Origin of the sequence: Corynebacterium sp. LK2590 (assembly GCF_040946105.1) — a bacterium.
Taxonomy (GTDB): Bacteria; Actinomycetota; Actinomycetes; order Mycobacteriales; family Mycobacteriaceae; genus Corynebacterium.
In genome coordinates this window covers 160350-182156 of record NZ_JAYWMH010000004.1, presented here as the reverse complement: position 1 = coordinate 182156, position 21807 = coordinate 160350, and the positions used below count along the sequence as shown (strand labels likewise).

The 21807-nt window shown below is 68.0% G+C and carries 20 protein-coding genes; 3 read left to right on the top strand and 17 right to left on the bottom strand.

All coding sequences use genetic code 11. The features are described 5' to 3' along the window. Position 1: 1 nt before the first annotated feature. From VVR85_RS06825 to VVR85_RS06780, 10 genes are all read right to left on the bottom strand, one after another. Positions 2 to 385 carry a hypothetical protein gene (locus VVR85_RS06825; protein ID WP_368520181.1) on the bottom strand — a complete coding sequence of 128 codons (384 nt, stop codon included), beginning with the start codon at positions 383 to 385 and terminating at the stop codon, positions 2 to 4. A gap of 91 nt (positions 386 to 476) precedes the next feature. After that, the gene (locus VVR85_RS06820) at positions 477 to 941 is read right to left on the bottom strand and encodes a hypothetical protein (RefSeq protein ID WP_368520180.1); all 465 of its coding nucleotides are present in this window, start codon (positions 939 to 941) and stop codon (positions 477 to 479) included. A gap of 34 nt (positions 942 to 975) precedes the next feature. Next, a complete protein-coding gene (gene secA, locus VVR85_RS06815; RefSeq protein WP_368520179.1) occupies positions 976 to 3531 on the bottom strand; it encodes a preprotein translocase subunit SecA in 2556 nt (851 codons plus the stop codon). Between the two features lie 155 nt (positions 3532 to 3686). Then, the gene (hpf, locus tag VVR85_RS06810; protein WP_368520178.1) at positions 3687 to 4364 is read right to left on the bottom strand and encodes a ribosome hibernation-promoting factor, HPF/YfiA family; all 678 of its coding nucleotides are present in this window, start codon (positions 4362 to 4364) and stop codon (positions 3687 to 3689) included. A 227-nt stretch (positions 4365 to 4591) separates the two neighbouring features. Beyond that, entirely contained in the window at positions 4592 to 5248 is a 657-nt protein-coding gene (locus tag VVR85_RS06805) for a ComF family protein (protein WP_368520177.1), read from the bottom strand. A 10-nt stretch (positions 5249 to 5258) separates the two neighbouring features. Beyond that, positions 5259 to 7001: an MtrAB system accessory lipoprotein LpqB gene (gene lpqB, locus VVR85_RS06800; RefSeq protein ID WP_368520242.1), complete on the bottom strand. Its 1743-nt coding sequence runs from the start codon at positions 6999 to 7001 to the stop codon at positions 5259 to 5261. Beyond that, entirely contained in the window at positions 7001 to 8515 is a 1515-nt protein-coding gene (mtrB, locus tag VVR85_RS06795; protein WP_409338189.1) for an MtrAB system histidine kinase MtrB, read from the bottom strand. The genes lpqB and mtrB overlap by 1 nt, the downstream gene beginning before the upstream one ends. 105 nt (positions 8516 to 8620) lie before the next feature. Next, positions 8621 to 9325, bottom strand: a complete 705-nt coding sequence (mtrA, locus tag VVR85_RS06790) for an MtrAB system response regulator MtrA (RefSeq protein WP_368520176.1) — start codon at positions 9323 to 9325, stop codon at positions 8621 to 8623. Next, entirely contained in the window at positions 9325 to 9942 is a 618-nt protein-coding gene (locus tag VVR85_RS06785; protein ID WP_368520175.1) for a dTMP kinase, read from the bottom strand. The genes mtrA and VVR85_RS06785 overlap by 1 nt, the downstream gene beginning before the upstream one ends. Positions 9943 to 9963: 21 nt before the next feature. Continuing rightward, positions 9964 to 10329 carry a DUF4259 domain-containing protein gene (locus VVR85_RS06780; protein ID WP_368520174.1) on the bottom strand — a complete coding sequence of 122 codons (366 nt, stop codon included), beginning with the start codon at positions 10327 to 10329 and terminating at the stop codon, positions 9964 to 9966. A gap of 115 nt (positions 10330 to 10444) precedes the next feature. On the opposite strand from VVR85_RS06780, the gene VVR85_RS06775 reads away from it, so the two are divergent. Then, a complete protein-coding gene (locus VVR85_RS06775) occupies positions 10445 to 11203 on the top strand; it encodes a hypothetical protein (protein ID WP_368520173.1) in 759 nt (252 codons plus the stop codon). Positions 11204 to 11308: 105 nt separating this feature from the next. Here VVR85_RS06775 and manA read toward each other — a convergent pair whose 3' ends face one another. Both manA and VVR85_RS06765 read right to left on the bottom strand, forming a co-directional pair. Continuing rightward, a complete protein-coding gene (manA, locus tag VVR85_RS06770; protein ID WP_368520172.1) occupies positions 11309 to 12520 on the bottom strand; it encodes a mannose-6-phosphate isomerase, class I in 1212 nt (403 codons plus the stop codon). Between the two features lie 21 nt (positions 12521 to 12541). Continuing rightward, the gene (locus tag VVR85_RS06765; protein WP_368520171.1) at positions 12542 to 13480 is read right to left on the bottom strand and encodes a hypothetical protein; all 939 of its coding nucleotides are present in this window, start codon (positions 13478 to 13480) and stop codon (positions 12542 to 12544) included. 42 nt (positions 13481 to 13522) lie between these two features. Between VVR85_RS06765 and cobA the strand changes: the two genes are divergently transcribed. Continuing rightward, complete coding sequence (gene cobA / locus VVR85_RS06760; protein ID WP_368520170.1) at positions 13523 to 14275, top strand: uroporphyrinogen-III C-methyltransferase; 753 nt, start codon at positions 13523 to 13525, stop codon at positions 14273 to 14275. Between the two features lie 211 nt (positions 14276 to 14486). After that, positions 14487 to 15491 carry an HNH endonuclease signature motif containing protein gene (locus tag VVR85_RS06755; protein ID WP_368520169.1) on the top strand — a complete coding sequence of 335 codons (1005 nt, stop codon included), beginning with the start codon at positions 14487 to 14489 and terminating at the stop codon, positions 15489 to 15491. Between the two features lie 125 nt (positions 15492 to 15616). On the opposite strand, the gene VVR85_RS06750 is transcribed toward VVR85_RS06755, so the two are convergent. From VVR85_RS06750 to VVR85_RS06730, 5 genes are all read right to left on the bottom strand, one after another. Beyond that, entirely contained in the window at positions 15617 to 16567 is a 951-nt protein-coding gene (locus tag VVR85_RS06750; RefSeq protein WP_368520168.1) for a sulfite exporter TauE/SafE family protein, read from the bottom strand. Further along, positions 16568 to 17395 (bottom strand): sirohydrochlorin chelatase, encoded by an 828-nt coding sequence (locus tag VVR85_RS06745; RefSeq protein WP_368520167.1) that lies wholly within the window; start codon positions 17393 to 17395, stop codon positions 16568 to 16570. It abuts the gene before it with no gap. Then, positions 17388 to 17651, bottom strand: a complete 264-nt coding sequence (locus tag VVR85_RS06740; RefSeq protein ID WP_368520166.1) for a hypothetical protein — start codon at positions 17649 to 17651, stop codon at positions 17388 to 17390. Before VVR85_RS06740 ends, VVR85_RS06745 begins: the two co-directional genes overlap by 8 nt. Continuing rightward, entirely contained in the window at positions 17648 to 19327 is a 1680-nt protein-coding gene (locus tag VVR85_RS06735) for a nitrite/sulfite reductase (protein WP_368520165.1), read from the bottom strand. The genes VVR85_RS06740 and VVR85_RS06735 overlap by 4 nt, the downstream gene beginning before the upstream one ends. Positions 19328 to 19622: 295 nt before the next feature. Next, positions 19623 to 21767, bottom strand: a complete 2145-nt coding sequence (locus VVR85_RS06730; RefSeq protein WP_368520164.1) for a LamG-like jellyroll fold domain-containing protein — start codon at positions 21765 to 21767, stop codon at positions 19623 to 19625. Between the last annotated feature and the right edge of the window lie 40 nt (positions 21768 to 21807).

Below are 21807 nucleotides of genomic sequence, written 5' to 3'. Positions count from 1 at the left end.
CCTAGAGCGAGCCCAAAAACATCAGGACCTGCGTCCAGTCGACGGCCGACCACGCGGCCGCCGATGCCCCCACCGCCGCCAGGATCCCGCCCAGCGCGGCGCCGATGCCCCACACGGGCACCCCGGCGTCGGCATCGCTAGCGGCGCCCTTGTCGTTTTGAAAGTCGGCCGCGCCCGGCGCGGCGGCGTCCTCGGCCGGCTGGGGTAGCGCGCTATCTTCTGCCTGGCCCGCTTGGTCCTGAGCGGCCTCGACCCGCTCGAGCCACTCGCCTACTGTCTCCTGGCCGCCGCTTAACGCGGTACGGGACTCGTAGCTATCGGCGCGGTAGTTTTCCGTCGGCGCGGCGCTCGCCCCCGTCGGCGCGCCGAGCAACGCTGCGGTCACCAAAGCCGACAGGGAAGCCAGACGGCTTCGGCGGCGCGGCGTTCGCATAAAAACTCCAGTCGATTAGTAGGTACTTATCAAGGGCTTAAGCCTACCTCAAGCCGGCTCCCGACGCAGAATTTCCGTGCTCCGCGCGGCGGCCGGCCCAGAACACGAGGCCGACGACCACGCCCAAGCCCACCACCAGACCGGTGTTGAGCAGCATGAGGCCGACCGGCCACATGCCGGTCGAGTCGCTGAGCCCCGCCTGCACGGACCAGGCGAAGCCAAAGCCCAGCGTCGGACCCGTCACCGCGCCCAGCGCGCCGGCGCCGGTGCGGGGCACGCGCCAGGCCACCGCGGCGGTCAGCGCCACCATGGCGATGGCTGCCACGGCAATTTGCCACGCGGCGTAGTGGGCGTGGTTGCCCCAGCCCAGGCCCAGCAGCCAGGCGCCGACGCCCCCGACGAAGCCGGCGGCGACCGCCTCCCCGGCGCGGGCCCGCCAGACAGAAAAAATGGCGGCAGCTACCAGCAAGGCGCTAAACAGCGCCCAGGTCAAGGTAACTGCCACCACGGAAAACCTGCTTTCCTAGCGGGGTGAGGCTTCTCTACGCCTCAGAGGCGGAGCCGGACTCGGCGTTTTCTTCCTCGGTCGCGAACTGCTTGCGCAGCAGGAAGAGCTGGCGGACGGTCTCTTCCTTCACGCCCTCGTTCATGGCGCGGAACATGTCGCCGCCCTCCTTCTGGTACTCGACCAGCGGGTCGCGCTGCGCCATCGCACGCAGGCCGATGCCTTCCTTCAGGTAGTCCATCTCGTAGAGGTGCTCGCGCCACTTCTGGTCGATGATCGGCAGGATGACCATGCGCTCGGTGTTGCGCATCTGCTTCTCGCCACCGATGGCGGAGATCTTCTCCTCCAGCTCGTCGTACTGGTGCTGGGCGTCGTCGGTCAGGGCGTCGCGCAGCTGCTCCGCGCTCAGCTCGCCCGGCGAGCCGTACTCGGAGCCGTCCACCAGTTCCTCGGCGCTGACCGACGGGCCGTAGAGGGAGTCCAGGGCCTGCCAGAGCTTGTCCAGGTCCCAGTCCTCGACGTAGCCGGCGGCGGTGGCCGCGGCCACGTAGTCCGAAACCGTGTCGTCGATCATGGAGCGGATGTTGTCCTTGATGTCGCCGGCGTCCAGGATCTTGTAGCGCTCGCCGTAGACGACCTTGCGCTGCTCGTTTAGCACCTCGTCGTACTTCAGGACGTTCTTGCGCATTTCGAAGTTCTGGTTTTCCACCTGGGCCTGCGCGCCCTTGATGGAGTTGGAGACCATCTTGGCCTCGATCGGGACATCGTCCGGCACGTTGAGCCGGTTCATCATGTTCTCCATGGACTGGCCCACGAACCGCACCATGAGCTCGTCGCGCATGGACAGGTAGAAGCGGGTCTCGCCCGGATCGCCCTGGCGGCCGGTACGGCCACGCAGCTGGTTATCGATACGGCGGGACTCGTGGCGCTCGGTACCAACCACGTAGAGGCCGCCGGCCTCGCGCACCTCGTCGCCCAGGCGCTTGGAGCGTTCCTTCTCCTCCTCGATGTGGTTATCCCAGGCTTCCTGGTACTTCTCCTCGTCCTCGAAGGGATCCAGGCCCTGCTCGCGCAGCTTCATGTCCAGGATGACCTCGGGGTTACCGCCCAGCACGATGTCGGTACCGCGGCCGGCCATGTTGGTGGCGACGGTGACCTGGCCCGGGCGGCCGGCGCGGGCGATGATGTTGCCCTCTTCCTCGTGGTGCTTGGCGTTGAGCACGGTGTGGTCGATGCCGCGCTTGTCCAGCAGCTGCGACAGGTACTCGGAGCGCTCCACGGAGGTGGTGCCCACCAGCACCGGCTGCTTGTTCTGCACGTGCTCCGCGATGTCGTCGACCACCGCGGCGAACTTGGCCTCCTGCGTCTTGTAGATGCGGTCGGAGTGATCCTGGCGCTGGTTCGGCTTGTTGGTCGGGATAGGCACCACGTCGAGGCCGTAGATGGAGTGCAGCTCGGCGGCCTCGGTCTCGGCGGTACCGGTCATGCCGGAGATCTTGTCGTAGAGACGGAAGTAGTTCTGCAGCGTGACCGTGGCCAGCGTCTGGTTCTCGTTCTTGATCTCGACGTTTTCCTTGGCCTCGATGGCCTGGTGCATGCCCTCGTTGTAGCGGCGGCCCGCCAGCACGCGGCCGGTGAACGAGTCGACGATCATGACCTCACCGTTGCGCACGATGTAGTCCTTGTCGCGCGTGAACAGTTCCTTGGCCTTCAGCGCGTTGTTGAGGTAGGACACCAGCTGCGAGTGCTCCGGGGCATAAAGGTTATCGATGCCCAGCTGGTCCTCGACGTATTCCACGCCCTCTTCCAGCACGCCGACGGTGCGCTTTTTGTGGTCGACCTCGTAGTGGATGCCCTCGCGCATGCGCGGGGCCAGCTGCGCGAAGACCCCGTAGAACTGGGAGGAGCCGTCCACCGGGCCGGAGATGATGAGCGGGGTACGGGCCTCGTCGATGAGGATGGAGTCCACCTCGTCCACGATGCAGAAGTTGTGGCCGCGCTGGACGATGTCGTTCAGGCTGCGCACCATGTTGTCGCGCAGGTAGTCGAAGCCCAGCTCGTTGTTGGTTCCGTAGGTGATGTCGCAGGCGTAGGCCTCCTTGCGCGCCGGCGGGCGCATCTCGGAGAGAATGACGCCCACGGACAGGCCCAGCCAGCGGTGGACACGGCCCATCATCTCCGCGTCGCGCTTGGCCAGGTAGTCGTTGACCGTGACGATGTGCACGCCCTTGCCCTCGAGGGCGTTGAGGTAGGCCGGCAGCAGCGAGGTCAGGGTCTTGCCCTCACCGGTTTTCATCTCGGCGACGTTGCCGAAGTGCAGGGCCGCGCCGCCCATCAGCTGGACGCGGAAGTGCTTCTGCTGCAGCACGCGCCAGGCCGCCTCGCGGACGGTGGCGAAGGCCTCCAGCAGGATATCGTTGAGTTCCTCGCCGTCGGCGAGGCGCTGCTTGAATTCGTCAGTCTTGGCCTTGAGCTCGTCGTCGCTGAGGGCGGCGTACTCATCTTCCAGGGCGATTACCCGGTCGGCCATCTTTTCCAGGCGCTTGACGGTGCGCCCTTCGCCGGCACGCAGCAGCTTCGAAAGTCCTAACACGTAGTAGTTTCCTTCTTTGTCGCGACACGTAAACTAGTTAACTCCGTGCCATTGTACCCACCAGAGGCGGTCTCACTATCTCCGCCCCGGCCCAAAAAGACACGAAAAAGCGCCCAGCACCCGGCGGGCGGGCAGCTGGGCGCAGGATGGGCTAGCTAGTTGTTAGCCTGCGCACCCTCGGCGTCTTCGGTCAGGGTGATAAGACCGTAGTCGAAGGCGTGGCGGCGGTAGACGACCGCCGGCTGCTGGGTCTCGGAGTTGATGAACAGGTAGAAATCGTGGCCCACCAGCTCCATCTCGCTCAGAGCATCATCCACGGTCATCGGGTTGGCCGGGTGCTCCTTGGTGCGCACGATCTGGCCCGGGCGCTGCTCCTCGATGGAGTCTGCGTACGGATCGACGTAGCGATCTTCCTTCGCCGGAGCGGCGTTGCGCTCGGCCTCGGCCTCGGCGACCATCTCCGCGGCGATCTCGCCGGTGCCCTTCTGGGCGCGGTGGCCGGACTTGACGTTCTCGCGGCGGACCTTCACCTTGCGCAGGGAGCGCTCCATCTTGGCCAGGGCGGTCTCCAGCGCGGCGTAGAAGGAATCCTCCTTGGCCTCCGCACGGGCGATGTGCCCCTTGCCGGTGGCGGTGATCTGGATACGGTCCGACTGGGAGTCACGGCGCGGGTTCGGCTCGTGCTGCAGCTCGACGTGGAAGAAGGTCAGCGTCGGATCCAGCCGCTCGATCTTGGCCAGCTTGCCGGTGACGCGCTCCTGGAAGTGCTCCGGCACCTCCACGTTGCGTCCCGTGATGGTTACCTGTGCGTTGGTGGCCTGTGGCTCGGTCATTGACTTGCCTCCCTAGATTTGGCTGGGGGCGCGCAATCCCGGCGCCCCCGGGGGACTATTGGACTCGTCCTGCTGAGATCCCCACCCCGGTCATCCACCGGCGGAAACCGTGTGAATCCGGAGGCTCAAACCTCAACCTGTGACACCCCTCATCATACCAGTGGTCATAACCATTCCCCACCAAAGGTTGGAATTACATTTCTGTTCACCCCCACGCCAGTCCCCCTCTAGGCGTCGGCGAGCACCAGCCCCGCCCGCACCAGCGCGCCGGCCGCGCGCAACTTGTCGGCGGTGTTGATGAGGGTGGCGCCGGTGGTCACCACGTCGTCGACCACGACGGTGGCCCGGCCCACCAGCCGCGGGTCGGCATCGACGGCCACGGCGTCGCGCATATTCGCCCACCGCAGGTCCGCGTTCAACCGCGACTGGTCGGCCACGCCGCGGCGCAGGCGCGCGCAGTTGACCACGGTCAGCGGCAGGCCGTCGCCCAGCAGCCGGGCCGCGTGCTGGCACATGTGCAGCACCGGGTCCCCGCCCCGGGCCCTGGCTGACGATGCCCGCGTCGGCGCCGGCACCACCACCAGCCGCGGCGGCAGCACGCCCTGGGCCACCAGCTGCTCCAACCCGGCGGCGATGACCGCGCCGGCGTACGGGCGCACCGCCCGGTTGTGGTACTCCTTCATCTGGATGATGAGGTTGCGCCGGATCTCCGAGTACGGGCCCAGCGCAAAGATGGGCGGGTCCAGCAGCGTGCGGCGGGAAACGCGGTGCGGCGGGGTGCGCAGGTGCTCCCGGCAGGCCGCGCACAGCACCTGGCCCGGGGCCTTACACCCGGCGCAGGCGCGCGGGACTAGCAGCTCCCCGACCTGCTGCCAGACCCCCATCGCGCGCCGCCTAGTTGCCCACGATCGGGGCCGCGCGCACGCCCTGGAGGCCGGGGACTTCGCGCCAGAACACGGAGTCGGACTCGCCGGACGGCAGCCGCAGCAAGGCGTTGGCGTCGGTCAGATAGACGGTCGTCGGCGAGGCCGCGACGGAGACCACCGGGGCGGTGATGTTGCCGCTGGGCAGCGTGGTCAGCGAGGACCCGTCCTGCTCGATGCGCCAGACCGGCGTCTCCGTGGACGAGGTGCCCACCACCAGCGAGCCGTCCGGCTGCCAGTCCAGCGACAGCGCGTTGCGGCCCAGCTCCGAGGCGAGTTCGCGCACGTTGACGATCCGGTAGTCGCCGTCGGTTTCCTGCGCCACCACGCCGGAGTAGACCGCGCCGCCGATGATGAAGGCCACGCGCGCGCCCGTCGACGACAGCCGCATCACCGAGATCTCGCCGTCGATGCCATCCAGCGCGTCCGCGTTGATCTGCTGCTCGCTCACCTCGCCGGTGGTCGAGCGCACCACGCGGTAGATCTTCTTGCCGTCGACCGCGACCCACGCGCCCCGGCCGGTAATGCCGAAGGTGGGCCGGGTAATGCTCTCGCCCTCTAAGGACTCGGCCACGTCGCCGTTGAGCGTCCCCAGCACCAGCTGGGTCTTATCCGCGCCCTTCTTGCGCACGGCCGCGAACGTCTCCTCCGCCGAGATCTCCGCGGACTCCACGTTGCCGGCGTTCGCCGCCGGGTTGTTCAGCGGCTGCGTCTCGTTGCCGCTCAGGCGCACCACGTTGCCGTTGGTCACCGCGTACAGCGAGGTGGCCGCGTCCGTGTTCGCCTTCGGGTTGTAGTCCGCGAAGTCGTCGGTGGTTAGTTCGTCGAGGCCTTCGACCAAGGGGGCATCGTCGGCCACGACCCGGTAGGGCCCCGGGATGCCGGCGGTGGACAGGGTCCAGACCAGCTCGGCGGCGAACCGGGTGCGGTCCTCCTGGCTCATATCCGACATGCCGGTGAAGTGGTAGACGCCGTCCTCGATGCCGCCGAAGTTGGCCTCCCGCGGCACCACCGACATCGTCGCCGGCGCCAGCTCCTCGGCCGGGCCCTGCAGCAGCAGGGTGATGAGCTCGGTGTCCAGGGACTCCTGGCCCGTGGACAGCCAGCGGCGGTCGCTTTCCAGCGCCTGGCCGGTGTGCTCGTAGAAGAATAGGGAGTGCGGCTGGTAGCGGTTGCGCAGCTCCGTGCGCTCGATGACCACGACCTCCGGCAGGTCCGAGATCCGCCACTCGCCGTCCACCTGGGTCATATGGATCTGGGCCTCGAAGTCGCCGTTTTCGGAGGTATAGGACCCGCCCTCCGAGAGCGTACCGATGACCGATCCGCGCACGTTGAAGCTGCGGCCGCCCTCGGTGGAATCCGCCTCGGCGTTGGTGATGATGTCCAGCGAGTCCACGATGAGCACCTGCTGGTCCGGGTCCCAGTCCCCGGCCGCCTCCTCGGTCATAAAGGAGCGCGCGGCGGAATAATCGCCGGCCGGCAGCGCCGAGGCGGCGTAGAAGTCGCGCAGCAGCAGGTCCGGTTCCTCGCCGGCGCGCGGGCCCATGGACGGCTCCGGGGTGGCGGCCGGCTCGAAGGAGTGCAGCACTTTGGGGCTGGAGTTTTGCGGCAGCGTCGAGCACGCCGAAAGCGTCAGCGAGGTCGCGGCCAGCACGGCGACGACGGCGCGGGCCGGACTGGCCGTGCTGGCCGAGCGCCGGTGGGTCTGTGGCATCACGGCTGACCTCCCTTCGGGTCATTCGGGGCCTTCGGGTCCGCTAGCGGCGTGGGCTCCGGCACGTAGAGGTCCAGCGGGGCCTCCTCCACGGCCTCGCCGGGCACGCGCGGCAGGATCAGGCGGAAGCAGGACCCGCGGCCTAAGGTGCCCGTCGCGTCCAGCGTACCGCTGTGCAGCACGGCGTCCTCGCGGGCGATGGCCAGGCCCAGGCCGGTCCCGCCCGAGTGGCGCTTGCGGGAGGAATCCGCGCGCCAGAAGCGGTTGAAGACCAGTTCTTCCTGGCCCTCCTTCAGGCCCACGCCCTGGTCGGTGACGGTCACGGCCACGGCTGTGTCGTTGGCGCCCAGGTGCACGTCGACCGGGTTGCCCTCCGAGTGGTCGATGGCGTTGGCCAAAAGGTTGCGCAGGATGCGCTGGACGCGCCGGTCGTCGCCCTCGAAGTTGATGGGCTCGTCCGGCAGGTGCAGGTTGACCGCCACGCCCAGCTCGTCGGCCAGGTGATCGACCTGCCCGAAGGCGGCGGTCACGCAGTTGCGCAGGTCCAGCTTGTTGGTGGACAGGTCGGCCACGCCGGCGTCGTGGCGCGAGATCTCCAGCAGGTCGGCCAGCAGCTCCTCGAAGCGGTCGAGCTCGCGGCTCATCAGCTCGCTGGCGCGGCGGGTGGAAATATCCAGGCTGTCCGCGTTCGCGGCGATCATGTCCGCGGCCATGCGCACCGTGGTCAGCGGGGTGCGCAGCTCGTGCGAGACGTCGGAGGTGAACTGCCGCTGCAGGTCGCCGTATTCCTCCAGCTGTGTAATCTGCTTGGACAGCTTGTCGGCCATGTCGTTGAAGGACTGGGCCAGGCTGCCCATCTCGTCCTCGCCCTCGACGGCCATGCGCTCGCGCAGGTGGCCGGCCGCCAGGCGCTGGGCAATCCGCGAGGCCGAGCGGATGGGCGTAATCACCTGCTGGGTCGCCAGCCAGGCGATGCCCACCAGCAGCACGATGACCACCACCGCGGCCGCCGAGAGCAGGCCGCGCATCAGCGCCAGCGTGGATTCCTCCGACTCCATGCTCATCACCAGGTAGACCTGGGTGTCCGGGATGTCGGACTCGGTGGGCGTGCCGACGATCATGGCGTTGTACTTGGTACCATCCCCGTGGTCGATGGGCGCGTACTGGACCATCACCTGGTCGTGGGAGACGCCGTTGCGCAGCTCCGTCGGGATGCGGTAGCCCTCCGGCGAGGTGGTCACCGAGCCGTCGGAGCCGTTGACCACGATCACCGGCTCGTAGGAGGCCTGCGTCTCGCCGCTCTGGGAGCCCAGCTGCGTCAGGGAGGCGCGCGCGGAGTTAATGCGCACCTGCACCGAGTTGGCCGTGCCCGTGGCCGCGATCTGTTGCTCCACCGCGATCCGGGCGCGCTCTAGCTCCTGCAGGGCGACGTCCTGCTTCTGATCCACCAGGCGGGAGGTCAGCACGGAGACCAGCGCGTAGGTCAAAATGACCATCACCACGGTGGCGGCCATAAAGATCAGGCCGATGACGCGCACCTGCAGCGAGGTGCGCCACCACTGGATGGCGGAGTCGCGGAATTGTCTGAAGCGGTCCAGGATGGCAGTTACTCCCCCGGCTTATTCGGCGCCGGCCGGCTTGCCGGCCTTGTAGCCCACGCCGCGCACGGTCAGCACGATCTGCGGATCCTCCGGGTCGTGCTCAATCTTGGCGCGCAGGCGCTGGACGTGCACGTTGACCAGGCGGGTATCGGAGGCATGCCGGTAGCCCCAGACCTTCTCCAGCAGCTCCTCGCGGGTGTGCACCTGGCCCGGGCGGCGGGCCATCTCCACCAGCAGGTCGAATTCCAGCGGCGTCAGGTTCAGCTCGCGGGAGCTCCCGTCCGCGTTGCGGCGGGTCACGGTGTGCTCGGGCACGTCGATGACCAGGTCGCCGACCTCGATCATCTCCGTGGTCGCGGTGTCCGTGCGGCGCAGGCGGGCGCGGATGCGGGCCACCAGCTCCTTCGGCTTGAACGGCTTGGTGATGTAGTCGTCCGCGCCGGACTCCAGGCCCAGCACGACGTCGACGGTGTCCGTCTTGGCGGTCAGCATGACAATCGGCACCGAGGAGACCTGGCGGATGCTGCGGCAGATGTCCACGCCGTTCATGCCCGGCAGCATCAGATCCAGCAGGATCAGATCCGGGTCGTGGCGTTGGAACATGGGCACCGCGTCGTTGCCGTCGGTCACGGCGATGGGCTCCATGCCCTCAGACTCCAAGACGATGGTCAACATCTCCGAGATCGCCGGGTCGTCATCGACCACCAGGATTGTCGGTGCCACTACTTCTCCCCTACCAGTTGTCGTACAGCTTGAATAATCATATCGCTATCGGCTGTAGCTATCCAACGCCCCGCCCACTCGCGGTCGGCCAGCGCGCGGTAGGCCGCGGCGGTGCGGGCCTGGAGGCCAGCGTCCTTTTCGTAGGCGTCGCGGGCCCGGGTGGCATCGTCAGCCGCGCGGCCCTGGGCGCGGGCCCCGGCCAGCTCGACGTCGGTGTCCAGGAAGACCTGCAGGTGCGGCTTGGGCAGGCCCAGGCGCTCGAACTCCAGGTTATAGACCCAGTCCGTCACCGCGTCATCCTGCAGGCGCGCGGCCGAATACGCCGCATTCGATGCCACGTAGCGGTCCAGCACCCACACCTCCGGCGCGCGGTGGGCCGCCAGCAGCTGCTCCTTGGCGCCCCAGCGGTCCAGGGCGAACATCGTGGCCATCGCGTAGGCCGAGTCCGTCATATCCCCCATGCGGCCGTACAGCGCGTCCTGGGCCAGCTGCGCGTGGATGGAGTCGGCGTACCGCGGGAAGGCCAGCGTGTGGATCTCCCGGCTGATGGCCTCGCGCAGGCGGGCCACCAACGTGTTCTTGCCCGCGCCATCGATGCCCTCTATGGCAATAATCACAGCAGTGCGTCACCTTCTCCTTTAAGCCAGGGCCTCGAGGAAGGGCTCGATGTCGGCGTCGTCCGCCTCGCCCGGCTCGGCCGTTTCCAGCAGCTCCGCGGCCTTTTCGTTGAGCTGCTCGTCGGAGCTGCCGGCCAGGGAGCGGATGAACGGGTACTCCGCCACGACGTCGCCGGCGCTGAACGGCGCGCCCGACCAGATGGCGGCGATGGTGGCGGCGGCCAGGCCGTTGGCGAGCTCCTCGTCGGTGGGCTGGGCGGAATCGGCAGCGAGGACAACGGCGTCCCGCACGGCTTCTACGACCTCCTCTTCTTCGAGGGCAGACAGCTCATCGAGAAAATCGGTGTTGCTGTCGCGGGTGAAAATCTCTTCGTCCCAGGTGCTCACTGTGATCTCCTTCGCAAGGTGAATTTGGCTCCCGCACTAGCGGAAGTCGGGTATCAGACGTTAAAGTGCATGGTACTGTTGTTATCGACTTGTTACCATGGAAGGGGACCGCACGGTGAATACTGATACGCGCCGCGTCGTCATCTTCGTCGTCGTGGGCCTGCTTGTGGCCGCCGGCGTCGGGGTGAGCGTCTGGCACCTCGGTGCGCCCAAATCCTCTTCCATGGACGATAATGCCACGCCGGTGGCCAACAAGCAGCTAACCAGCTCCGAGGAGAAAGCAACCACCTCGTCGAGCTCCACGTCCAGCACCGCGCCTTCCGACCGCCGCGATCGCGACGACGCGAAGGACAACGACGGCAACCAGCACAGCTCCCGCGAGGACGCCAAGTTCTCGGCCCCGCAGGCCAACGATCCGTTCCTGGCCCCCAACTCCGTGGTGGACGCCCAGACCGCGCCCGCCGCGCCGACGACGTACTACCGCCCCGACAACCTCTCCGCGTCCCAGGGCCAGCAGAACCAGCAGGGTCAGCAAGGTCAGCAGGGCTCGCAGAATTCGGGCCAGCAGGGCACGCAGATTCAGCCGACGCAGCCGGGACAGCCGACCCAGCCCGCGCCGACTACCCGCCCGGATACCAGCGAGGAGCCGTCGACGACCACCGAGCCGCAGCCCAGCAGCCCGAACCAGCCCGCGCCCTCCCCGACCATCCCGGGCCTGCCGGCCGAAGAGAACAACGGCCACCTGGAGATCCAGATCTCCGATCTCCTGCCGGAGCCGGCACAGCAGCAGGCCCCGCCGGCCGAAGAGCGCGGCGAGACCCGCGACGCGCCCGAGCCCACGGAGGAAACCGCGGGCGAGCCGGGCAACAACTAAGCGCGGCGGCACTGGGCGCGCCGGCGCTAAAAGCGCCCGGGGCTCAAGGCGCCCGGTGCTAGGGCCGCCTGCAGCTTAGGCGCCTGGCGCTAGAGCGTTTGGCTCCTAGACGCTGGCGACGAAGAATTCCGCCGGGCTATCGCCGGCTGCCAAGTTGACGCGGCCATCGGCGGCCGGGGCCCAGGCGCCGCGGCCCGGGGTGAGGCGGACACCGCCGGCGGTGGCGCCGTCGCCGCGGGTACACAGCACGATGGCCGGCCCGTCGAGTTCGACGGTGGCCTGCGCGCCGGCATCGAGGGCGTAGCGGCGCAGGGAGAACTCGTCGATGGGCACCGGGTAGTCGAAGACCTCGCAGCCGGCCGCCGGGTTCGCGTGCCCCGGGTGGACCTGCGGGTCGGCGACGGCCTGGAAATCCAGCACCTTGACCAGCTCGGGCACGTCGACGTACTTCGGCGTGAGCCCGCCGCGCAGCACGTTGTCCGAGTTGGCCATCAGCTCCACGCCGAGGCCGTGGACGTAGGCGTGCAGCTGGCCGGCCGCCAGGAAGACGGCCTCGCCGGGCTGCAGCACGATGTGGTTGAGCAGCAGCGCGCCCAGCACGCCGATGTCCCCGGGGTACTGCTCGTTAATCCCCAGCACGGTGCGCACGTCGCGCACGATCCACTCCGGGGTGCCCGGGGCTGGGGCGGCGACCAGGCGCTCGCCCGCCGTCACGATGTCCGCGATGAGCTCCTTGCGCACGCCCGCCGGGATGGTGATCCAGGTGGTAAACAGCGCGCGCAGGCTGGCGCCCTCGGCGGCGGGGTCGTCGTCGAGCATGGACAGGTAGCGCTCCAGGCTGGGGCAATCCAGCGCGGCGAAGAGCTCGCGCGTGCGCGCCAGCGGCCTAAAGCCCGCCATGGCATAAAACTCCGTCAGGGCGACGATGAGCTCCGGCTTGTGGTTGTCGTCCTTGTAGTTGCGCTGGGACGAGTCCAGGGCCACGCCCTGGGCGTTTTCCCGGGCGAAGCCCTCCTCGGCCTGGGCCTTGGACGGGTGCGCCTGCAGCGAGAGCACGTCCTCGGCCGCCAGCAGCTTCAGCAGGAAGGGCAGGCGGTCGCCGTGTGTGCTGCGCACGCGGTGGCCCAGGTGGGTCTCCGGGTCGCCGGCGATGACCTCGTCGAGGCGCGTGCCGTCCAGCGTCGCCGGGGCGGCCGGGTGGGCACCGAACCAGAGCTCGGCCACGGGGTTGTCCCCCGCCGGCTGGCCTAAGAGCTGCGGGATCATGGTCTTGGATCCCCACGAATAGTTACGCACCGAACTATCGAGCAACTTCATGCGGTTTATGGATCCTTTTCCTCATTCATCAAAGGCGGTCGCGGCATAGGCGCGCGTGAAAAGCTGCAGCGCCCGGGAGAATTCGCTTCCCTCGGCGGCGTTGACAGCCAGGCTATGGGGCAGGTTCGCCTCCTCCTGCCCCCAGAAAATCACCCTCCAGGTTAGCGCACCATCTATAAAAGGATCGTAGAAGATATCGTCAGCCGCCTGTGTGTCGGCGCCGTCCAGGGCCTGCGGCAGCTGGGCGGCCTCCACGACGGTCCCGGAGCGCCCGCGCGTGGCCCAAACCGCCGCGGCTACCGATGCCACCGCCTCACCCACCCGGTCCCCCGCCGGCGCCGAGTGCATCACCCCGCTGCCACCTGCCTGCGCGGTGAAGGCGCCCAGCTGCCGGGCCGGGTTGGTATCCGCGCTGCGGTCGGGGGCGCAGGCGGCCAGTTCGGCATCGACGGCAGCGGCGGCCTCGTCCAGGGCCTGCGGGTCGCCGCCCAGGACCAGCCAGACTGCGCCCGCGGCGCGGGCCGGAGCGGGGCCGGAGACGTTGGGCAGGGCGGTGAACAAGAAGGCATCGTCAGCGACGTCGTCGGCCAGGGGCCCGGGCGGGCCGGCAAAGACCGTGGCGGCGCCGCGCTGCTGGGCGGTGAGCAGGGCCCGCGATACCCACTCGCAGTCCGCGGCCTCCCCCACCGTCAGCACGATGTCCAGGGCGCCGACGTAGGCCGGCAGCGCGCGGGCCACGACCACCGGGCAGGCGGCCTGGGGTTGGTAGACCTGGGCGATCGCGCGGGCGGCCGCGGCGGCGACCTGGTCGGTGGCCAGCACCACGACCGAGCGCGGGCGCAGGCCGGCCAGATATTCATTCAGGCCCGCCACCTGGCCGGCGAGCGCGCGTAATTGCGCCCCTTCGTGCGCAATGTCGAAAAAGCGCACCTGCTCCGGGGTCCACTGTGTGCTCTCCATGGTTTCTCACCTTAGTAGCGCCGGTTATACTATTTCGACATCATGACCGGAAACACTGTTGTTCATCCCGTCCAGCTCATCGGGGGCGGCCCCGGCGCCTGGGACCTCATCACCGTGCGCGGCATGCACGCCCTGCAGGATGCCGACGTCATCCTGGCCGACCACCTCGGCCCGACCGCGCAGCTGGATAAGCTCTGCGATATCGCCAGCAAGGAGCTCATCGACGTCTCCAAGCTGCCGTACAAGCGCCAGACGTCGCAGGACAAGATCAACGAGATGCTCATCTCCCACGCCCGCGCCGGCCGCCGCGTCGCCCGCCTCAAGGGCGGGGATCCCTTCGTCTTCGGCCGCGGTTTCGAGGAGGTCCAGGCGCTGGCTGCCGCCGGCTTAAGCTGCGAGGTCATCCCCGGGGTCACCAGCGCCGTCGCCGTGCCGGGGGCCGTGGGCATCCCCGTGACCCAGCGCGGGATGGTGCACGCCATGACGGTGGTCTCCGGGCACCTGCCGCCCGGCCACGAGCGCTCCCTGGTCGACTGGGAGGCGCTCGCCCGCTCCGGGGCCACCCTGGCGGTCATCATGGGCGTGCGCAACGCCGGCGCGATTGCCACCGCGCTCATCGATGCCTCCCTCCCCGCCGACACCCCCGTCGCCGCCATCCAGGAGGGCACCCTGTCCGGCCAGCGCGTGGTGCGCACCCAGCTGTCCGCCTTAGGTGCCGTGGTCGAGGAGGAAAAGATTCAGCCGCCGGCCGTCTTCGTCATTGGAAACGTCGCGGGCCTGCGCGCGGAGGGATAAGTTCTGCACAGTCCCGACGCGTATAGGGACCAGCTTTGCGCCAACTTGGGCACATTGCTCCATTTTTCAGCCTTTAGGCAGGTTGAACCGTAAATCCGGGCGTTTTCGGCTGTTTTGGGGTCCGTGCAGGATGGCTACTTTGTCCCGAGTTATCCACAGATCGGGTTTCCGGGCCTTGTAGGGGTTGACGTGTGCTTCTAGCGTGTGGGGCATGACGACGACAGCCATGGACACTTTGAAAGCAGCGCACTCCATCTTCGCGGACGGGATCCAGTATTTGGGCCTGTGCCGCGAGTTGAGCCTGCCTGCCCTGAAGGCTGTCATGTCCGACGTTGCCGCCGCCGCGCACCATCGCGCGTGCCAGACTTTCTTCAGGCACACGACGTATACGCGCAAGCAAGCCGCCGCCCGCCGGGGTGCCGCAGAATCCGGACACCACCTCGACACACTGCTGGTGTTAGACAACGCCTTCCGCCGGGTGCGCAACCAGGGCGAGGCCTGGGCCATGCTCATCGAACTGTGCAACACGCCTGGCTCCACCAAACAACTACGACGCCTAGCCAACAAGAAGGTCCTGGAGCTTAACCGCCCGGCACCGCCGGCCGAAGGCGTGCGCGTGACCCGACGCAAAGACGGACCGAGTACTTTTTCTGTTACCGGTGATCCGGAGTTGGTGGAAAACCTTTGGGCCTCGATTAAGACCATCTCCGACGTCGAGGCCCTTTTCAGCGGCGGCTTGAACAAGCAGCCGAAGGCCACGCACGTGGTCATCTCCCTGCCCGACTGGGTTCGTATCCTGTCCGGTGACGGGGATGAGATCACCCTGCAGCTGACCAACGGGACCACCATGACGGGTGCCGAATACGTCCGCCAATGCCTGTGGGACGCGGGCCTGGGCACGCTGGTGGACCCGCGGCGGGGTCCGGTCAATCAATACCGCTACCAGCGCCACGCCTCATCGAAACAGAAAGATATGGCGAAAGCCGAGACCACGACGTGTGCCTGGCCGAACTGTCGGAAGCCGGCCGACGAGTGCCAGGTCCACCACATTCACCCCTGGGTAGACGGCGGCGAGACCAACCAAGAAAACCTGACCTTGTTGTGCGAGTTCCATAATTCCTGGAACGACGACGACCCCACCTACCCCAGACACGGCAGGGTCAACCGAAGAAACGGCAAGGTGACATGGGACCCGCCCTGGGGCGGCGGCACCTAACGGCTGACGGCGGACGGCTGAGACGGGGGCAGCCGCAAACCCAAGGGAACAAACCCCGCCAAAACACGCGAAAGGCGCCACGGACCACGTCCGTAGCGCCTACTCGGCGTGCCTACTCGGCGTGCCTAGCGACTGGAAGGCGCCGGCACGGGGTCGGTCGTCTCCACGGCCGGCGCCTGGTCGGCGGCGGCCTGCCGGTTGGTGCGGGCGCGCTTACGCCCCCGCAGGGTCAGGGCCACTCCCCCGGCGGCCAGCGCGAGGTAGAGGGCGATGGTGAGGGCGGTGGGCATCGTGAAGCCAAAGGCGTTCTCCGCCCCGTCCACGATGGTGCCGACGTTGAGCAGCACGATCGCGGTGCCCACGAACCCGCCCAGCACGATGGGGCTCAGCCGGCTAATCAGCCACGCCGCGACCGGGGCGGTCAGGCAGCCGCCGACCAACAGCGCCACGACGGCGGCCGCGTTCGAGACCAGGTCGTCCCACAGGCCCACCACGAAGCCGAGCGTCGCGCCGAGGGTGACCAAAAACTCCGCGGTGTTGACCGTGCCCACGATGCGCCGCGGCTGCTGCTTGCCCAACGACAGCAGCGTGGACGTCGTGACGGGACCCCAGCCCCCGCCGCCGGTGGCATCGACGAAGCCGCCGACCGAGCCCAGGCCCAACAGGAACGGGGTGGAATGCGGGGTCTCGGTGAGCTTGCGCGTGACCCGCCCACGGGAGAAGCGCCAGACCAGGTTCAGGCCGACGGCGAAGAGAATGGTCGAGGTGATCGGCGCCGCGGCATCCAGCGAGAGGCTGGAGAGCACCGTCGCGCCGGCAAACGCCGCGATAGACCCTGGTACTGCCAGGCGCACGACGGTCTTCCAGTCGATATTGCCGAAGCGCCAGTGGCTGATCCCGGAGACCAGCGTGGTGCCCAGCTCCGCGGTGTGCACGACGGCAGAAGCCTGCGCCGGCCCGAGGCCGGCCAGGAAGATGAGGATGGTCGTCGACGTCACGCCGAAGCCCATGCCGATGCCGCCATCGACCAGCTGGGCAGCCGCGCCGCCCACCGCAATCAAGAGCAATGCCGTCATCTAGACACCTACCTTCAACAGTTCCCGCGCCGGTAGCGTCTGGTGCTGCCTGTGCTTGTCGTGCTTATATGCGGCACCGTACCGCGCCGCGACGATGCCCGCGAGCGCAGCGCCCAGCGGCGGCCGGCAGGTCACGCTCGCGCCCGTCGCCGCCTCGATGTCTGGCACGGCTGCGGTCAGGCGGTCGAGCAGGAGGCCGTCGGTGACGAACATCGGCACCACGTGCAGGCGCGGGGGCTGCTGCGCCTGTTCCTGGGCGTGCTTTCGGCCCTTCTGCTGGGTGCGCTGATGGGCGTGCTTTTGGACCTGCTGGCGGGCTAGGTGCTCCAGACCGGCCGCACCCCGCGGGGCGTCCGGGGATGCCTTCGTTGCAAAGAGCGTGGACCAGCCCAGCTCAGACGCCAGGTCGGCCACGGCGGCGTTGGCCTGCGGGTCGGCAGAGCCCACCGCGTAGAGCACGCCGTGGCTACCTGCCGGGCAGCGCGGGGCCAACACGTCGGCAAGATCCGCGCCCGTGCCCAGGCCGGCGGCTGCCTTGAGGGGCAGGCCGGTGGCGGACTGGGCATCGGCGAGCACGGCTGGGTAGTCCACGCGCTGGTGGTAGCCGGGTGTGAACAACAGCGACACGACGACGGCCTCGTCGGCCCCGCGATCGCGCAGGCGGGCGGCGGCGCTGGCCAGGTCCGGGTCGTTGAACTCCAGGTGCGCGGCGGCGGCCAAGGGCACACCGGCCCGGCGCGCGGCGGCGGCCGTGAGCCGCTCGATGCCGGCGGCCGCCCCCGCCCGGCGCGAACCGTGGGCGAGGGTGATGAGGGCGCGGTTAGGCATCGTTGGCCTCCTGCCGGGCCGTGGCGTGACCGTGCCGGCGCAGCGACTGCTGCAGCGCCTCCTGGGACGACGGAGCCGGCGACGGGGCGACCGGCGAGTCGTCCTGACCGTGGAAGCGCACCGAGAACACCCGGCGGCAGTCCTGGCAGTTCCAGGCAAAGTCGTCCTCGGTGTCCGGGAAGAGCTGCGTGCCGGCGCAGTAGGGGCAGTACGTCGGGTGGTTGCGGTTCGGGTTGGGCTGGCGGCGGAATCTCATTGCAGGTCCTCGTCGTCCGCGCGCAGCACCCACTGGCGGAACTGTTCGCCCTCGGTGCGCTGCTCCTTGAACTTGGTGACCACGCGGATGACGTAGTCGGTGACGTCGTCGGCCAGGACCTTGTGGCCGCGCAGCTTGCGCCCGAAGTCCGGGTCCAGGCCGAGCGCGCCGCCCAGGTGGACCTGGAAGCCCTCCACGCGGTTGCCGTCCGGATCGGTCAGGGTCTGGCCCTTGAAGCCGATGTCGGAGACCTGCGTGCGGGCGCAGGAATTCGGGCAGCCGTTGAGCGCGATGGAGATCGGCACGTCGAGGTCGTCGAGGGCGTCCTCGAGCTCGTCGACGAGCTGGATGGCGCGCGCTTTCGTGGTCACGTGGGCGAGCTTGCAGAACTCCAGGCCGGTGCAGGAGATGACGCCGCGACGAAACTCGGAGGGGTGCGAATAGAGGCCGGTGGCGTCGAGGGCATCGCTGAGCTCTGCGACCTGGTCCTCCGGCACGTCGAGGAAGAGCAGCTCCTTCATGGGCGTGGTGCGGATGCGGGTGAGCCCGAAGCGCTCGGCGACGTCGGCGATGGCGATGAGCTGCTCGCCGGTCGCATGCCCCACGGTGGGCTTGACGCCGACGTAGTAGTTGCCGTCCTTTTGCTGGTGCACGCCCAGGTGGTCGCGGCTGCCCGGGTTAATCGGCGTGGGCACGCCGTCGGCTAGCGGGGCATCCAGGTACTCGTCCTCGAGGACCTGGCGGAACTTCTCGACGCCCCACTGCGCGACCAGGAACTTCAGCCGCGCGCGGTTGCGCAGGCGGCGGAAGCCGTAGTCGCGGAAGATGCCGACCACGCCGGCCCAGACCTCCGGCACGCGCTCCAGGGGCACGAAGGCGCCGAGGGAGCGGGAGAGCATCGGGTTGGTGGACAGGCCGCCGCCGACGAAGCAGTCGAAGCCCGGGCCGTATTCCGGGTGGTTGGTGCCGATGAAGGCGACGTCCTGGATTTCGTGGGTGACGTCCTGGCGCGCGTTTCCGGAGATGGCAGTCTTGAACTTGCGGGGCAGGTTCTGGAATTCCTCGCGGAGGAGGTAGTCGTCGACGATCTCCTCGATGGCGGGGGTGGCGTCGATGATTTCGTCGGCCGCGACGCCGGCCACGGGCGAACCGAGGATGACGCGGGGGACGTCGCCGCAGCCCATGAGCGTGGACAGGCCGACGGCCTCGAGGCGGTCCCAGATTTCGGGGACGTCCTCGATGCGGATCCAGTGCAGCTGGATGTTCTGGCGGTCGGTGAAGTCCGCGGTGGAGCGGGCGAAGTCGCGGGAGATTTCGCCCACCACGCGCAGCTGCTGCGGGGTCGCGCGGCCGCCGTCGAAGCGGATGCGCATCATGAAATATTCATCCTGCAGCTCGGAGTTGTCGAGCTGGCTGGTCAGCTCCCCGCCCAGGTTCTGCTTGCGCTGGGTATACAGGCCGAGCCACTTGAAGCGCGGGGCGAGGTCGTCGGCCGGGATGGAGGAGAAACCTTGTTTAGAATAGATGTCGATGACGCGCTGGCGCGCCGACATGCCCCCGTCTTCCTGCTTGATGACCTCGTCGTTGTTGAGGGGCTTGTGGCCGTCGATTTTCCATTGGCCCTCGGGCTTTTTCGGCCGGGCGGATCGCTTTCGCTCTTTGACGTCGGTTGCCATAGTCGTGTGCCTTTCCGTGTGGCGCGGGGCGGGAAAATTGTGTGACCAAAGTCTAGCGAACAAACAGGTACGGTCTAGCTAGACCGCTCGGTCTTGGGTGGGCGTGGCGGATAAATATGCCCTGTACTGGGGTTTGCTCGGCGGCCCGGTTAGAAATTAATTAACTCGGCGGGGCCACCTGAATTCGGTTAGCCAAAAGTTACGCGGGCCACAATCGCGAAAAACCCGCCCTGCGCTGGGTTAATCAGCGCCGGGGCGGGTTGTTCTAGACGGCTTGGTATGCCGCGGGGGATGACTAGCGCGGCAGGTGGATGCCGAACTTGTCCAGCTGGGCGGCAATCGTCCGCCAGTTGAACGCCAGGCCGATGCCCGCCGCCAGAGCCGCGATAATCGCGACGATGGAGCCGGCCTTGCTGGAGCTGGAGTCAGAGCTGGAACCGTTGGAGCTCAGGTCGGAGCTGGAGCTGGAGCCGTAGCTGGAACCGTCGGAGCTGGAATCGGAGCTGGAGCCGTCGGCATCGCCGGCGTTGTGGGCGCGGGCGGTCAGCCACTCGTCCTCGCCGATGACGCTGTTGACCAGGCGGGTCTCGCCGATCCAGCCGTACCACGGGTCCTGCGGGCGCTTGTTGTCCATGCCCGCGCCCATGACCCAGCGCAGCTCGCGCGGCAGCAGGCCCTGCGCGCCGGCGGCGTTGCGCAGGATGGGAGCGCCGTTGATGAACATCTCGACAGTGTCGCGCTCCGGGTCGTTGACTACGGCAACGTGCATCCACTCGTCGGTGGGCACCTCGTGGGACCAGACGGTGCTGCCACTGCCCTCCTCCGGCTCGGCCCACCAGCGCAGCTCGCGCAGGTTGGACACGCCCATCATCACGGTCGGGTCGGTGTCGGTGGAGCCCTCGACCAGGTCGGCGATGGAGGAATCGCGCGCGATGGCGTTGCCCCAGCCGTGCTTCTCGCCGTCGAAGTCGGCCGGCAGCTTCACGAAGGACTCGAAGGTGTAGCCGCGGGAGGTGTCGACGTTGTTGATGGCGGCATCGGGGGCGGACTTGAACCAGGCCACGGCGGGCTTGCCGGCCGGGTCGGACCAGTAGAGGGAGCCGGCATCGGCGGACAGCGGGTGGTGCCCGGTGCTGTAGGTCACGCGGTTAGGCAGGCCGGACTCGCGGGTGAGATCGCCGTCGCCGTGGATGTCCGGGATGATAGCGCCGCGGCCGGCGGCCTCGCCCTCGGCCAGCTGCTTGCCGTCGAGGGTGGTCTGGCCCGGGCGCCAGTGGAAGACGGTGTCCTCGGCCTGGATGTAGTCGGCATCGTCCTGCGGCAGCTCGTCGTCGGTGATTTCGTAGGGCTTGTAACCCTCCGCGACTACCTCCTTGGCCTTGCCGGCCAGGTCGCCTTCCTGGCCGTCGCCGGCCTCCCACTCGGGGGCGAAGCCGGCGAAGCGCTCCTTGAAGTTCAGCGGGATGTGGTAGCTGTCGCCCTCGCCGTCCAGGATGAGCTTGTCGAACTGGGTCAGCTCCTTGTGCGGCTTCTTGGCCACCCACGGCGACAGCGCGGCCATCTCCAGCTCGTTGCCGGCCAGGTCGAATTCCAGCACGCCCAGCAGGCCGTTGCCGCCCTGGTAGGCCATCTGGTAGTCCTGCAGGATGGAGACGACCTCGTTGCCGGCGTCGTTGGTGTCCACGCGGTAGCCGGCGCCGTGGTGGTGGCCGCCCATGGTCAAAAAGATCTGGTCGTTTTTGCGGATGAACTTGTTCCACAGGCCGCGGCCGTAGTCGTCGGAGAAGTAGACCTGGCCCTGGCCGTCGATGTTGAGCACCTCGTGGGTGGTCAGGATGACCGGCAGATCGGGGTGGGCGTCGAGGACGCCTTGGGCCCAGTCCAGGGTGGCATCGTTAGCGCGCCAGGCCAGCGCCAGGACTAGGTACTGCTGGCCCTCGGCCTCGAAGATGTGATACTCAGACTCCTGGTTGGGCACCTCGTGGCGCTCGCCGAAGGTGTCGTTGCCGGCCGCGCGGGAGGCCGGGAAGTGGGTGCTAAAGGGCGCGCCTTCGGCCATGTCGTGGTTGCCGGGCAGGATGGAGTAGTTCAGGTCGGAGTCGTCGAGGACCTGCATGGCCTTGTCGGCGACGTCCCACTCGCCGGCGACGTCGGCCTGGTCGACCACGTCGCCCAGGTGGGTGGCGAATTCCATGTTGAGGGCGTCCTGGTTGTCGGCCAGCCACTCCATCTGGGTCTGGTAGGGCTCGCTGCCGTAGCGCTCGCTGGCCAGGTTGCCGGTCTCCGGGGTGGAATAGCGCGAGTAGAACTGGGTGTCTGGGATGACGCCTAAGGTAAACCGGGAGCCGGTGTCCTCGGCGGCGGTAGCGGGGGCGATGACGACCAAAGAAGATGCCACCGCGGTGGAAACCACGGTGGCGGTGAAACGACGGTTCGGCATGACGGCCTTTCCTTTTACTAGAACGGTTCAATACGCAATG